The sequence below is a fragment of the Bacteroidota bacterium genome (assembly GCA_016721765.1).
Classification (GTDB): Bacteria; Bacteroidota; Bacteroidia; order UBA4408; family UBA4408; genus UBA4408.
The window spans coordinates 1,945,443-1,959,267 of sequence record JADKHO010000001.1; the positions used below are offsets into that span (position 1 = coordinate 1,945,443).

A 13,825-nucleotide genomic window follows, 5' to 3' on the forward strand; every position below is an offset into this window, starting at 1 on the left:
TTAAAATATTAAGTCCATAAATAAATAAATAGTAATGCAAATCCCAAGGTGCCCGCGAAGAAATAAATTGCATAGTCCTGAGTCTTACCGGACTGAAACGATTTTATTGTATCGGAAACTGTTGCAGTAAAATAAGCCAACAGGTTCATAATGCGGTCGAATATATTTTTGTCAATCCAGGCTGCAGGTTGTGCAATTAAATTGAAAATTATTTTTTGCGTAATGAAGAGATAAATTTCATCGAAATAAAATTTTCGGTAGGCAGTTGTATAAAAACCTTTAAAGCTATCTGCTACTTTTTGCGGAGTTAAACTTGCTTTTGCATACATCCAATACGCCAATGAAATGGCAGCTAAGGCAAATACTACCGGACCTATTGCAAAACCCAAATGAAATTCAGTTGCAATTGAATTTCCATCGGCAGTCACCAAAGAACTAAATGGAACAAATCCCGCAACCACTGAAAGTACTGCTAAAATCAACAATGGAATTAACATGGTAGCAGGTGCTTCGTGTTTGTGAGATGCATGAGAATGCTGCGCATTCGATGTAAAATCTTTGTTCCAAAAAATTGAAAAATAAAGCCGAAACATATAAAAAGCGGTGAGACCTGCGGTGAACACTGCTGCTCCAAAAATTACTTTGTTCGAATTCCAGCAGGCGGCTAAAATTTCTTCTTTACTAAAAAATCCCGCAAAGGGTGGAATGCCCGCAATAGCCAAACAAGCAAGTAAAAAAGTTAAGTGCGTTATGGGCATTAATTTTCGAAGCCCACCCATGTCTTTCATTTCATTGCTATGCACATAATGAATAACCGCGCCGGCTCCCAAGAATAACAAAGCTTTAAAAATGGAATGCGTAAATAAGTGAAACATAGATGCCATATAACCCAAACCAGCTTCTCCACGATAGCCCGAAACACCTAAGGCAAACATCATAAATCCAATTTGTGACATGGTGGAATAGGCAAGCACGCGTTTTATATCGGTTTGTGTACAAGCAATTAAAGCTGCAAAAAGGGAAGAGAATATACCTACATACCCAACCACTTCAAGTGCTCCGGGGCAGGAAATTGAAAAGACAGGAAACAATCGGGCCACCAAATACACACCTGCAACTACCATGGTTGCAGCATGTATTAATGCTGAAACAGGAGTAGGGCCTTCCATAGCATCCGGTAACCAAATATGAAACGGTAACATGGCTGATTTTCCGGCTCCACCCATAAAAACTAAGAGCAATCCCCATGTTAATGCCGAAGCTCCTAAAAAGGAAACAGAAACAATGCTGTCGAGGTAATTACCCGGCTCAGTTAAACGCTGAATTAATGTTTGAAAATCCAATGTTTCTGAAAAGTAAGAGAGCACTAAAATTCCAATTAAAAAACCTAAGTCAGCAAATCGAGTAACAATAAATGCTTTTTTGGAGGCTGCTACTGCAGATGGTTTTTCGTAGTAATAGCCAATCAGTAAAAATGAGGATACACCCACCAATTCCCAAAAAATATAGATTTGAAAAATGTTGGTAGAAAGCACCAGACCCAGCATCGAAAAAGTGAAAAGCGATAAAAAAGAATAGTAAGTTGCAAAGCGCGATTCACCGTGCATGTAGCCCAAACTATAAATGTGAACCATGAGCGAAATAAATGTAACAATCACCAACATCATCACCGAAATGGGATCCAATAAAATACCCATATCTATAGAAAGTGTTGGCGAAAATTGCAACCACACATATTTTAAAGCCACAATTTTTTCGTACACCCCATTTACTTTTCCAACTTGAAAAAAATATTGGTACGCTACAACAGAAGAAAGAATAAAGGAAGTAAAAAGGGATGCTGTTCCTAAAAGTCCGGATAAACTGGGGAAATACTTACGCCCCAACAGGCCAATACATAAAAATGTAGCCAGCGGCAACAAAGGAATTAAGGCAATATACGTTTGATTCAACATAGCTAAAATTTCATTAAATCTGCGTCGTCTGCATCGATAGATTTTAATTTACGATACAAGTGAATAATAATTGCAATGGCAACCGCAGCTTCTGCTGCAGCTATGGTAATGATGAAAATGGTGAAAAATATTCCATCTAATTTATCCGCATATAAAAATTTATTAAAGGCAATAAAATTGATGTTCACACTATTTAAAATAAGTTCAATTGCCATTAGCATAGTAATCATGTTTCGACGTGTCATAAATCCATACACACCTATAAAAAACAAGCACGTACTAATCACTAAAAGATGCGTCAATCCTATCTCATTCATACCTTCGATTTAATTTTCATAGCAATTACAATACATCCAATAAGTGCGGCAAGCAATAGCAAACTCACCACTTCAAAGGGTAAAATAAAACCATGTTGTGTGGTACTTAATAATTGTAAACCAATAGTGTGAACACTAGCTTCAATTGGTGCTTGTGTGCTTGCTACAAATGGATGTTTTAAAATAAATAACAGCGTTAAACAAGTAGCAAAAAGGGTTGCCAATGCTGAAAATATGCTCCGCCACAAAAGTGGTTTCTGCATTTCATCGCCCGATGCATGGGTGAGAAAAATCGAAAATATAATCAACACAACAATTCCACCAACATACACCACCACTTGCACAGCAGCAATAAATTCATAATTCAAATAAAAATACAAGGCTGCAATTCCTATCAAGGAAAAGAGTAAATAAATTGCAGCACGAAATATTTTTCGAGCTGTAACCGCAAAAATCCCTCCACCAATAATCAGTCCCGCTATAAGGTAAAATATGACTGTTGAAGCATTCAATTTTTTATGATTTTTATTTTTTAAACTTATTCAACTCCGGCCCTAATTTTAGAACCCGGTTTATTTAATACTTTTTTTAAATCTTTTTTTGAGTAAGCACTGTGCTCAAAATTTTTACCCATCACTATAGCATCCGAAGGACAAGCCACCACACATAAATTACACATGGTGCATAAATCTAAATGGTACACCATTGTATCGATACGCTTTTTCTTTTTGCCATCGGGTAGCAATTCTTGCTTTGTAATTATTTTTATGGAACCGTTCGGACAAGCCAATTCACAAGCTTGACAACCGGTGCAACTGTGTTCATTGTTTTCATCGTGCGGCATAATAACTTCTCCTCTAAAACGATCAGCCATTTGAAGTGTAGCCCTATTGTCCGGATATTCTTCCGTAATAATTTTACTGGGATGTGTAAAATAATATCCCGTCAATTTCATTCCTGTTAACAGGGATTTAATTGAATTAAAAATGGTACCGAAATATTTTTTTAAAGACATCTGTTCTCGTTTAAAAATGCCACCCCATGATTGCCATCAACGTCACCAACAATATATTCACCATGCTAATGGGCAATAAGTATTTCCATTCTAAATTCAGCAATTGATCAATACGCAAGCGCGGAAAGGTCCAGCGGAATTGCATGATGATAAAAATGATGAAAAACGTTTTGCCGAAAAACCAAACAAAGCTGGGTATGTAATCCATGATATGATTAAAAGCGGCAAAATTGCCAATGTGCAAGGGCATCCATCCGCCAAGGAAAATAGTGGCAGCAATCGCTGAAACTATAAATAAATTAATGTATTCGGAAAGCAAAAACATAGCAAATTTCATCCCTGCATATTCGGTATGAAAACCGCCGGTAAGCTCTTGTTCCGCTTCTGTTAAATCAAATGGAGCACGGTTAATTTCGGCTGTCGATGCAACTACAAAAATTACAAAAGCGATGATCACCGGTACATGTCCTTTAAAAATCCACCAACCGTTGGCTTGGCTTTCTACAATATCATTTAAGCTTAAGCTTTCTGATAGAATAACAATTGTAATTAAAGATAATCCCACCGACAATTCATAACTCACTATTTGAGCGCCACTGCGCATCGCACCAATTAAAGAATATTTATTGCTGCTCGACCATCCTGCCATCAATATTCCAATTACGCCCATAGAAGAAATAGAAGAAACATAAAGCACTCCAATATTGATGTCCCAAATCTGAAAATTACGCGCAAATGCAATCGGTGCAATCGCCAGCATCGAGGTAACCACCATGATTCCGGGGGCAAGGTTGAATAAAAATTTATCGGATGCATCCGGTGTTAAGCCTTCTTTAAAGAGTAATTTCAACGTATCCGCTACAATTTGCAATGTGCCTTTTGGTCCAACACGATTAGGTCCTAAGCGTAATTCCATAAAAGCGGCAACCTTGCGTTCCATGTATCCTAAAAAGAAACAAAGCACTACCAAAAATACTAATAGGCTTACTCCGGTTATTACCATTTCCAAAACCATCAAACCAAAATCATTCGAAATATTAGCGCGTAACCAATTATGCAACCCTGTGGCAAGTGATGAAAAACTATAGGATAGAAATAGCAGGTTCAAAGTAGTTTTTATTTATCTGTCAATATCCGGTATAACTAAATCAACGGTTGCCATAATTGCAACCAAATCTCCAATCTTAAATCCTTTTGCCATGTGTGGGATGGCCGATAAATTTGAAAATCCGGGTGATCGGTATTTACATCTGTAGGGGGTTGTTCCTCCATCGCTTACTAAATACACACCTAACTCTCCGCGAGCAGTTTCCACACGTTGGTAAAATTCTCCTTTCGGTAATTTTAATACTGCTTTTGTTTTGGTTTGATAATCGCCTTCAGGAATATTGTCAATCAATTGCTCAATAATATGAACCGATTGCAACATCTCCGCCATGCGTATTTGATACCTTGCCCAACAATCACCGCCAGTTCCTAATATTTCGTCAAATTGCACTTTATCATATCCATCGTAAGGATATAATTTTCGAACATCACAACTTATTCCGGATGCTCTTGCTGTTGGGCCCGAGCAACCATAAGAGGTGGCATCTTCTTTGGAAATGAAACCAACATCCTTTAATCTATTTTGAAAAATAACATTGCCGGTAAGAATTTCATCGTACTCATGCATGTTATCTTTTATTTGTTTTAAAACATCTTTTACTCTTTTTTGAAAGTTAGGATGTATATCTTGCATCACTCCACCGGGCACCATATAATTTTGCGTTAAGCGCGCACCACAGGTTTCTTCCATAATGTCGTTAATCGCTTCTCTTTCGCGAAAAGCATAAAAGAAAGGGGTAACACCTCCCAAATCCAATCCCGCAGCGGCCCACCATAATTCATGCGAAGCAAGGCGGGTTAGTTCGGCCATAATAATTCGAATGGCCTGCGCACGAGGAGTTGCTTCAATTTGTAAACCTTTTTCAACCGCTAAAGCACAAGCTTGATTGTTGATATGTGCCGATAAATAATCCATTCGGCTGGTGGCAAAAATAAATTGACGATAAGATAAACTCTCACTCATTTTCTCTATAGAGCGATGGATGTATCCCAAGTGTGGTTCTACTTTTTTAATCGTCTCCCCATCGAGCCATATTTTTAAATGCAAAACACCGTGGGTAGCCGGATGCTGTGGCCCCATGTTAATTACAAATTCTCCGTCTTCGGTAATCTGATTTTCTCCCAGCAGCATCTATAATTCTATCATGTGTTCGTCCTCATAATTCTTTCGCAGCGGATATCCTTTCCAATCTTCAGGCATAAAAAGTCGTCTTAAATTGGGATGATTTTTAAATTTCACACCAAATAAATCAAACACTTCATCTTCATTTAATTCAGCTGTTTTCCAAATGTCGTTAACCGATTCAATACTAGGATTTTCAGTATCGCTTATCTTTGCTTTTACCACTATCGTGTGATGATGAAGTCTTGAATTTAAAAAGTATACCATCATCAAATGATCCTTCCAATCCACGCAAGTAAGGCAAAACAAATAATCAAAATACAATTCATTTTTTGAACGAAGTGTTTGCATGAATGGAAGCAATTCTTCAGCTGAAATGCACACATTCAAAAATTCTCCGCTTTCATCATAAGTACACGATGGCTGAAGAAGACTGATGCTTGCTTTTAATTCTTCGTTGGTCATAAATTACTTTTTTTCTTTTCGGAAGTACGCTTCGTTTTTAATTTTTTCTTGAAGGGTTATCATTCCATGCAACAATGCTTCAGGTCTTGGCGGGCATCCCGGAACATATACATCCACAGGTATAATGTGATCTACCCCTTTTACCACCGAATACGTATTGTAAAAAAATGGTCCGCCCGAAATGGTGCAAGCGCCCATCGCAATAACATATTTTGGATCGGGCATTTGATCGTATAATCGCTTTAGCACCGGTGCCATTTTCATCACAATTGTACCGGATACGATTATTAAATCCGCTTGTCGAGGCGAGGCTCTTGCTACTTCAAATCCAAATCGCGACCAATCGTATTTTGCATCTGCAGAGTGCATCATTTCAATGGCACAACAACTGGTTCCAAATATCAATGGCCATATTGAATTGGATCTAGCCCAATTTATTACATCATCTAATTTGGTAACTAAAAATCCACCATCAGGAGTCTCATGCAATTGACCCGGAAATTCGATTTTGTTTTTTACATCCATTCTAGTGCTCCTTTTTTCCAGGCATATAACAAGCCCATAAATAAAATAAACATGAATACTAAAATTTCGAAAAATGCCACCATGCCAACTTCCTTCACAACCACTGCCCAAGGGTACATGAAAACTAACTCCACATCAAACACTAAAAAGATAAGTGCAAATAAATAATACCCTACATTAAATTGAATCCAGGAGGTTCCAATAGTTGGAATTCCACATTCGTAAGGGAGTCCTTTCGAATCGTTTAGGGATGTTTTTGCAAGTGCCTTAGAAAGTAGTATTCCGCCCGCAGCAAAGGCAACTCCACAAATCAATAACAAAATAAGCGATGCTGAACCCATAGTGTTTTTTTGTTGGCCAAATGTATTTTAGAAATCGAACGAAATTTATGATAAATATCATTCACCACATGATTATCGTCATTGAAAATATTAACAATATCGAAGTCCTTTACGCCAAATTTAAACTTTTTCTTTGAGCAATTAATAGTAAAGAAGATTGTATCAACTGCGTTGTGCGTGAGCCAGAATTAATGGTCAAATTGGGAAATGTAGGTGTGTTAATTAAAATAGTGCTAATTTGCATTACCGTCTAAATCAAAAGGTACTTCTTATTTCTGATTTGTCCTAAGCGGTTAAATCCTTATCATTACTTTTACTAAATGTTTGTTTCTTCATTTGCTCAACATAAATAATACTCCGCGCCCTTCGCGCCTACTCTGCTTCCTCTGCGGTTAAATAAACGAATGCTTAGCAAGCTCTACTAATTGATTTCTATTCATAAAAAAAATCAATATTTTAGCTCCCTAAACCAACCCCTCAAAAAAATGAAAATTCTAAAAAAAATCGGAATCGCATTGCTTGCGATAATTGCCATTGCACTAATTACCGCTGCATTTACTCGTAAAGATTATGCAGTTGAACGAGAAATTGTAATTAATAAACCCAATGCAGAGGTCTTTAATTATGTGAAAAATCTCAAAAATCAAAACTACTTCAGCAAATGGAACATGACCGACCCAAATGCAAAAATGGATTACAAAGGTACCGATGGAACGGTTGGTTTTATTGCTTCCTGGGATAGTCAGAACGATCAAGTTGGAACAGGAGAGCAAGAAATAATGAGCATTGTAGAAGGGTCAAGAATGGATGTAGAATTGCGCTTCACAAAACCATTTGTAGCTACCGATAAAGGGTATTTTATCACCCAAGCCGAAGGCGATAATCAAACCAAAGTAAAATGGGGATTTAAAGGAAAAATGGACTACCCAATGAACCTTATGTTGCTATTAATGAACATGGAAGAAATGATTGGGAATGATATGGCTACTAGTTTGGGTAATTTGAAAGTACTCTTGGAAAAGCAATAATGCAATACAAATGGTGTTAACCTAATAGGCGAAGCCAATAATGCAATGGGCGGTTATAGATTAAAAAACATCAGGCTCCAATTAACGCATCAAAACCAACTTACTTACTTTGGTTTTACCATTCACACTCAGTTTACAATAATAAAGACCTTCGTGTAGCGAACTGCTTTCGAAGGTCTTTTTATATGCCCCGGATACTAAACTCTCATGCACCAATTGAGCCACCTCTTCGCCCAAATTATTCAAAATGCTTAATTGAACTTCAGCGTTTGTCGCGAGTGTAAATGAAATTTCTGTTTTATTGGAAAAGGGATTCGGTACAATTTGCAAAGAAAAATTTTCCTCAATGGGTTTACTATTCATCGAAAGTTCTTGCATCCCAATTAAATCCTCTCTTTTCAAATAAATTATTTTTGAATCGTTTTCCCAATTCTCTTGTAAAAAGGCAATCGGCTGGGCGCTCTCATCTGTAACTGAAATTAAACTTAAGTTTTGCCCATGGTCAATAATAAAACTTATACTGCTATCCAGCGGAAGGCTTGCATTTGAAATAACTAACGTTAGTGAATTGCCAATTAATGTTGAAGTATACAATACCTGATTTCTATGTTTCCAGTAATCTCCATAGGCTTCAAGACTCTTAAATAAAACACCATTGGGTAATTGATTCACAAAGCTACGTTGCGCCGTAAGCTTATAACTTCTTGTAGGGTGAATCAATAAAACTGTTGGCGCATTATTCGCATGATTGCGGAGATATACGTTTTTCCACTTGGTTACCAAGGTGGGATAATTCAAGGAATCCAAAATATAATCACGAATAACGTCAGAGGTGGCCAATGGTATCTCTAGCATGCCGGTGAGCCGGGATTGAAAAGATTTATCTTCATGAATGAAATAAGGAAAATTAGTAAGCACATCTGCAGCAGTATAGGACGAACTAAAAGCATAACCCAATGAATCCATTACCTTCATTTGTTTTGGATGAACCAATAAATAACCTGGTCGAAAGGAACGAATTGTTGTACCACAATCCGTTTGAAGCAAGTTTTTTGATACTTCCAGTTCACCCCAAATGCTAGCACCAACTGTTGCACCTCCATTATTAAGTGGAAGGTAGCTAGCACGCGTGTTTCCTGAAGTTCCGGTTAATACAATAGTGGAATCATCCATATCAGAAAAATGACCAACAGAATGACTTGCAATTGTTCGGTTTTTGGTTAGCAATAAGTTTAAATCAGTAATGCTCGAATCGTAAAAAGCACTAATTAAATCATTGTTGTAATGCACCGTCATAAAATACGTGGAGCCTATTTTTGTTGAATCTTCATAATTGGCAAACGACTCCATTAAATTTACCGAACTAAGCGCATCAATGTCGTGCGTTACAATTAAGGTGGATTTGCTATTATTTGGGCTGGTATGTTTCCAAACGCCATAGTTAATATGTTCAGTATAGATGGCGCGCATCAATAAAAATAAATCATCTGTTGTGGGTTCAAATGCATTGGTATATTCACGTTCCGCATCATAATCCTTATTTACTTGATTACGAAAGATTATTTCTTTCAAACTAATGCCAAAATTATAGGCATAGCCTGTACCATAAGCATTTTTTGAAAAACATACTTTTCCATCGTCGTATAATCCTAATGCAGTTGCCGTACCTACAGTATAACCAAGTGTTTCAATAACAGATGGAGTAGAGGTATCTCCTAATGAAATAATATGCTCAAGTGGGTCATCAAACCATAACAAGGCTGGATCATTCGTAGCCATATTCCAATTCATCGTATGCCGATCGGTTTTTGTATCAAAACTACTGATGCCAAACAAGGGGTATAAATCAGGATCTTTTAATCGAATCGAGAATAATATGCCACCACTTCTAACGTAATTACGCAAAGCAATGTGTTCATCATTCGAAAATACGCCATTCCCAACAGTAGAGCTTCCTAAAACCATATTGTAATTTTGTGCTTCAAAAATATCCGTCACCACTTTATAGGATATACCGGCCACATCTAACATGTGGCTGGCTGAATAGAGGTTCGAACCATTTGTTTCTTGATTTTCCGGCCCTAAATCAAGCAAAGCAACATCCCTACTTCTTTCGGAATTTGCAAATGAAACGGTAAACACTGCCGAACTCGCAATGCTTGGTAACACACAAGTGTTGTTGCTTTCAACCGTACAATAAACCTGGTCACCCGAAATTAACGTGCTATCCAAAAAGGTATTGTTATCGGCGCCAATTGGTACATTGTTTTTATACCACTGATAATTGGGAGAACTTCCACCATAATTGGATTGGGCAGTAAATTGAACCAAGTTGCCGAGGGTTTGCATCCCATTAGCTGAGAGGGTAACCAAATGCGTAATTGTTTGTATTGAAACCAAATGCGTATTAGAACTTACAGGCGAAGCAGTAATGCATGGCAAAGAGGAAAGGAGTTTACAAAGAATAATATCTCCGGCATCCAAATCGTTAATCTTGAATTGCCCGCTCGTATTGGTTTCTTCTAAGGTTCCATTTTTATACCATTTGTAACTTGGATGGGAGCCTCCATTCAAAGCAATTGCTGTAAATGAAACAGTATCGCTTAAGCATGTAATTATCGTGTCTAGACTTATAGTTATCGATGGAGTAACAGTGGGATTGGGAAGTAACCTGCTTCCGTTTGGGCTAGGGTTAACCGGAGTGTAATTACCGGCACCTAATCCAGTAATGGATAAGGAGGATGTTACAACGCTGGCATCAAAAAAATGGGTATTGCAACTCACATTCGAATCAATATCATAAACTAAATAAAGATAGCGACTTAAGGAACCTAAATTTTGCAGGCTAAACTGAAAAACTAGTGTATCACCGGGATTGCTAATACTATCCAATAGGTTTGTACTGCTAAAGGTTGAACTCGTACTGTAAAACAATTTGGCTGCTCGAACCATCGAATTGCTGGTATTAATCATTCTAAAACTAACTCCATTCACTCCCCAAGTACCGGGTGGAGTTGAAGTGGCATCCAGTTTAAGGTAAATAATAACTTGATTGTTACTGTCAGCAACTAAATTCCCTGTAACTTGGTAGGCGGTTGAACCTGAATATTGCGCTGCTTCTAGATGAATGTTAAAAAATAATAAAAGGAAAAGGATGGTGAATTTTGCTTTCATGAATCATTAGGTTGGTTGACTTTAATGTCCAGAAAAGTAATGGGTAGTGAAAGTCCTGGATGACTTCCTTTTGTGTTAACGAATGTAAGGAGAAATTGTTACGTCGCTTTCTGCTGAATTTTAAATAGTTAACAAATGTAGTCTAATAAACAGGGGAAGCGAAAGAATTAAGTATGAAATAAGTGCAAACAGGCACTTTGTAAAGTCAAATTATTGCAGGTTACGGTGTAAGCCCGATTGTTTCAAGCGAAAAAAACAAAATATTTTTTGCATATACGCAATACTTTTCTACATTTGCAGTCCTTTTTAGAAAAAGGGCTGTTTTTTTGTGTCTTTACTTCACATCAAAAGCCTTTGATATAATGGGTTTCAAGAGTTTTGTTTGGAAGAAAATGAGGGGGAACAACAAACAGTAGAAATTGCATTTAAATGCGAAAAACGCAAAAAAGGAACTGAAAAAGATTAAATTTTTTTTGAAACAAATAAATAATAAACACAACAATTAATAAATAATAGCAATGGCTAAAGAAAAATTCGACCGTTCCAAACCACACGTTAACATTGGAACCATCGGTCACGTTGACCACGGTAAAACTACACTTACTGCAGCAATCACTACAGTTTTAGCTGAAAAGGGATTGTCTGAAGTAAGAGATTTCTCTTCAATTGATAACGCTCCTGAAGAAAAAGAAAGAGGTATTACAATCAATACTTCTCACGTTGAATACCAAACACAAAACCGTCACTATGCTCACGTTGACTGCCCAGGTCACGCGGATTATGTGAAGAACATGGTTACTGGTGCGGCTCAAATGGACGGTGCAATCCTTGTGGTTGCAGCTACTGACGGACCGATGCCTCAAACACGTGAACACATTCTTTTGGCTCGCCAGGTTGGTGTACCTAAAATTGTTGTGTTTATGAATAAAGTGGATATGGTGGATGATGCTGAGTTACTTGACTTAGTTGAAATGGAAATCCGCGAATTGTTGACATTCTATCAATTTGATGGAAACAACACTCCAATTATCCGTGGTTCTGCTTTAGGTGGTTTGAACAAAGAGCCTAAATGGATGGAAAAAATCATGGAATTGATGGATGCTGTTGATAACTTCATTCCAATCCCGCCAAGAGAAGTTGAAAAGCCTTTCTTGATGCCTGTTGAGGATGTGTTCTCTATTACCGGTCGTGGAACTGTTGCTACAGGTCGTATCGAAACTGGTGTTGTTAACTCTGGTGAGGAAGTTGAAATCATGGGTATGCAAGTGGAGCGTTTAAAATCAGTTGTTACAGGTGTTGAAATGTTCCGTAAATTATTGGATCGTGGAGAAGCTGGTGATAACGTAGGTTTATTACTTCGTGGTATCGATAAAAAAGATATCCGCAGAGGTATGGTTATCGCTAAACCGGGTTCAATTACCCCGCACACTGATTTCAAAGCTGAAATCTATGTATTGAAAAAAGAAGAAGGTGGACGTCACACTCCATTCCATAACAAATACCGTCCTCAGTTTTACTTGCGTACAACTGACGTAACTGGAGAAATCGAGTTACCAGCAGGACGCGAAATGGTTATGCCTGGCGATAACGTAACTATTACAGTTAAGTTGATTATGCCGGTAGCTATGGACAAAGGCTTACGTTTCGCTATCCGTGAGGGTGGAAGAACAGTAGGTGCTGGTCAAGTGGTTGAAGTAATTAAATAAATAAAGGTTTCTGGTTTAACGTTTAAAGTTTAGAATTTTGTTGGTAAACCCAATCGAATTTTAAACTTTAAACTTGAAACCCTTAAAACTAATAAACGGGCGTAGTTCAAGGGTAGAATAGAAGTCTCCAAAACTTTTGATGGGAGTTCGAATCTCTCCGCCCGTGCAAAAAGATGAGTTAAAGGTTAAGGGTTAAAAGATACGGTTGGATTGAAGATAGAAGAACAATTAACAACAAATAAAGAAATTACAGTGAATAAAATAAAAGCATATTTTCAGGAAACAAGTCAAGAGCTCTTTACAAAAGTATCTTGGCCAACCTGGGCAGAATTGCAAAGCAGCGCAATCATTGTGATGGTAGCATCATTAATTATTGCCATCATTATTTTAGCAATGGATTCAAGCTTCCGTTTAATTATGGAGAACCTATATAAATTGACGCGATAACAATGGCAACAGCACCTGCAGAACAAGTTAAAAAGTGGTATGTTGTCCGAGCTATCAGTGGCAAGGAAAAAAAGATTAAGCAATACATTGAGGTGGAAATCAATCGTATTGGAATGGGCGATTACGTATCGCAAATTTTAATTCCAACTGAAAAGATTTATCAAATCAGAAATGGAAAAAAAATCAGTAAAGAACGCCCGTATTTTGGCGGATATATTCTGATTGAGGCAGCTTTGATTGGGGAGATTCCACACACGATTAAAAACGTTACCGGAGTAATTGGATTTTTGGGTGATAAAAATGGGGATCCGGTTCCTTTAAGAATGAATGAAGTTAACCGCATTTTAGGTAATGTGGACGAATTAGCCGATAAAGACGAAGAATTGAATATTCCTTTTATTGTTGGTGAAACAGTAAAAGTAGTAGATGGTCCTTTCAATAGCTTTAGCGGGGTAATCGAAGAAATAAACGAAGAGAAGAAGAAGTTGAAAGTAATGGTGAAAATCTTCGGTCGCAAAACGCCTTTGGAATTAGGCTATTTGCAAGTTGAAAAAGAGTAATAACAAGTTTAAAGTTTTGGGTTTAAAGTTTAAAGTTTATAAAGCTTCCACTTTTTGCTAAG

The 13,825-nt window shown here is 37.4% G+C and carries 12 protein-coding genes, 1 tRNA gene and 1 pseudogene; 5 read left to right on the top strand and 9 right to left on the bottom strand.

Translation table 11 applies throughout. From position 1 onward, the window contains the following. Positions 1–8 precede the first annotated feature (8 nt). The 8 genes and pseudogenes from nuoL to IPP32_07150 all read right to left on the bottom strand — a co-directional run bounded on the left by nuoL (position 9) and on the right by IPP32_07150 (position 6,848). Positions 9–1,955 (bottom strand): NADH-quinone oxidoreductase subunit L, encoded by a 1,947-nt coding sequence (gene nuoL / locus IPP32_07115; protein MBL0047849.1) that lies wholly within the window; start codon positions 1,953–1,955, stop codon positions 9–11. 2 nt (positions 1,956–1,957) lie between these two features. Further along, positions 1,958–2,272: an NADH-quinone oxidoreductase subunit NuoK gene (gene nuoK, locus IPP32_07120; GenBank protein MBL0047850.1), complete on the bottom strand. Its 315-nt coding sequence runs from the start codon at positions 2,270–2,272 to the stop codon at positions 1,958–1,960. Next, positions 2,269–2,784, bottom strand: coding sequence for an NADH-quinone oxidoreductase subunit J (locus IPP32_07125; GenBank protein ID MBL0047851.1), 516 nt, complete (start codon positions 2,782–2,784; stop codon positions 2,269–2,271). The genes nuoK and IPP32_07125 overlap by 4 nt, the downstream gene beginning before the upstream one ends. Before the next feature lie 26 nt (positions 2,785–2,810). Next, the gene (locus tag IPP32_07130; GenBank protein ID MBL0047852.1) at positions 2,811–3,287 is read right to left on the bottom strand and encodes a 4Fe-4S binding protein; all 477 of its coding nucleotides are present in this window, start codon (positions 3,285–3,287) and stop codon (positions 2,811–2,813) included. A 10-nt stretch (positions 3,288–3,297) separates the two neighbouring features. After that, the gene (nuoH, locus tag IPP32_07135; GenBank protein ID MBL0047853.1) at positions 3,298–4,302 is read right to left on the bottom strand and encodes an NADH-quinone oxidoreductase subunit NuoH; all 1,005 of its coding nucleotides are present in this window, start codon (positions 4,300–4,302) and stop codon (positions 3,298–3,300) included. Between the two features lie 105 nt (positions 4,303–4,407). Beyond that, positions 4,408–5,982: pseudogene (locus IPP32_07140) on the bottom strand (NADH-quinone oxidoreductase subunit D). Positions 5,983–5,985: 3 nt separating this feature from the next. Beyond that, the gene (nuoB, locus tag IPP32_07145; GenBank protein ID MBL0047854.1) at positions 5,986–6,507 is read right to left on the bottom strand and encodes an NADH-quinone oxidoreductase subunit NuoB; all 522 of its coding nucleotides are present in this window, start codon (positions 6,505–6,507) and stop codon (positions 5,986–5,988) included. Continuing rightward, positions 6,498–6,848, bottom strand: coding sequence for an NADH-quinone oxidoreductase subunit A (locus tag IPP32_07150; protein ID MBL0047855.1), 351 nt, complete (start codon positions 6,846–6,848; stop codon positions 6,498–6,500). Before IPP32_07150 ends, nuoB begins: the two co-directional genes overlap by 10 nt. Positions 6,849–7,333: 485 nt before the next feature. Between IPP32_07150 and IPP32_07155 the strand changes: the two genes are divergently transcribed. Continuing rightward, the gene (locus IPP32_07155) at positions 7,334–7,876 is read left to right on the top strand and encodes an SRPBCC family protein (GenBank protein MBL0047856.1); all 543 of its coding nucleotides are present in this window, start codon (positions 7,334–7,336) and stop codon (positions 7,874–7,876) included. Between the two features lie 81 nt (positions 7,877–7,957). Here the strand turns inward: IPP32_07155 and IPP32_07160 are convergent, their stop codons facing one another. Further along, complete coding sequence (locus tag IPP32_07160; GenBank protein ID MBL0047857.1) at positions 7,958–11,050, bottom strand: T9SS type A sorting domain-containing protein; 3,093 nt, start codon at positions 11,048–11,050, stop codon at positions 7,958–7,960. 518 nt (positions 11,051–11,568) lie between these two features. Between IPP32_07160 and tuf the strand changes: the two genes are divergently transcribed. The 4 genes from tuf (at position 11,569) to nusG (ending at position 13,763) form a co-directional block, all read left to right on the top strand. Next, positions 11,569–12,756 (top strand): elongation factor Tu, encoded by a 1,188-nt coding sequence (gene tuf, locus IPP32_07165; GenBank protein ID MBL0047858.1) that lies wholly within the window; start codon positions 11,569–11,571, stop codon positions 12,754–12,756. Positions 12,757–12,851: 95 nt separating this feature from the next. Next, positions 12,852–12,922: transfer RNA gene (locus IPP32_07170), tRNA-Trp, on the top strand. An 86-nt stretch (positions 12,923–13,008) separates the two neighbouring features. Beyond that, complete coding sequence (secE, locus tag IPP32_07175) at positions 13,009–13,203, top strand: preprotein translocase subunit SecE (protein ID MBL0047859.1); 195 nt, start codon at positions 13,009–13,011, stop codon at positions 13,201–13,203. 2 nt (positions 13,204–13,205) lie between these two features. Next, on the top strand, positions 13,206–13,763 hold the full coding sequence (nusG, locus tag IPP32_07180; protein MBL0047860.1) for a transcription termination/antitermination factor NusG: 558 nt from the start codon (positions 13,206–13,208) through the stop codon (positions 13,761–13,763). Positions 13,764–13,825: the final 62 nt, after the last annotated feature.

Coding starts and splice junctions, on each gene's coding strand:
- IPP32_07130 (MBL0047852.1), bottom strand. CDS start 3,287: ATGTCTTTAAAAAAATATTTCGGTACCATTTTTAATTCAATTAAATCC.
- IPP32_07150 (MBL0047855.1), bottom strand. CDS start 6,848: ATGGGTTCAGCATCGCTTATTTTGTTATTGATTTGTGGAGTTGCCTTT.
- nuoB (MBL0047854.1), bottom strand. CDS start 6,507: ATGGATGTAAAAAACAAAATCGAATTTCCGGGTCAATTGCATGAGACT.
- nuoH (MBL0047853.1), bottom strand. CDS start 4,302: ATGGTTTTGGAAATGGTAATAACCGGAGTAAGCCTATTAGTATTTTTG.
- IPP32_07155 (MBL0047856.1), top strand. CDS start 7,334: ATGAAAATTCTAAAAAAAATCGGAATCGCATTGCTTGCGATAATTGCC.
- nuoK (MBL0047850.1), bottom strand. CDS start 2,272: ATGAATGAGATAGGATTGACGCATCTTTTAGTGATTAGTACGTGCTTG.
- tuf (MBL0047858.1), top strand. CDS start 11,569: ATGGCTAAAGAAAAATTCGACCGTTCCAAACCACACGTTAACATTGGA.
- IPP32_07160 (MBL0047857.1), bottom strand. CDS start 11,050: ATGAAAGCAAAATTCACCATCCTTTTCCTTTTATTATTTTTTAACATT.
- nuoL (MBL0047849.1), bottom strand. CDS start 1,955: ATGTTGAATCAAACGTATATTGCCTTAATTCCTTTGTTGCCGCTGGCT.
- nusG (MBL0047860.1), top strand. CDS start 13,206: ATGGCAACAGCACCTGCAGAACAAGTTAAAAAGTGGTATGTTGTCCGA.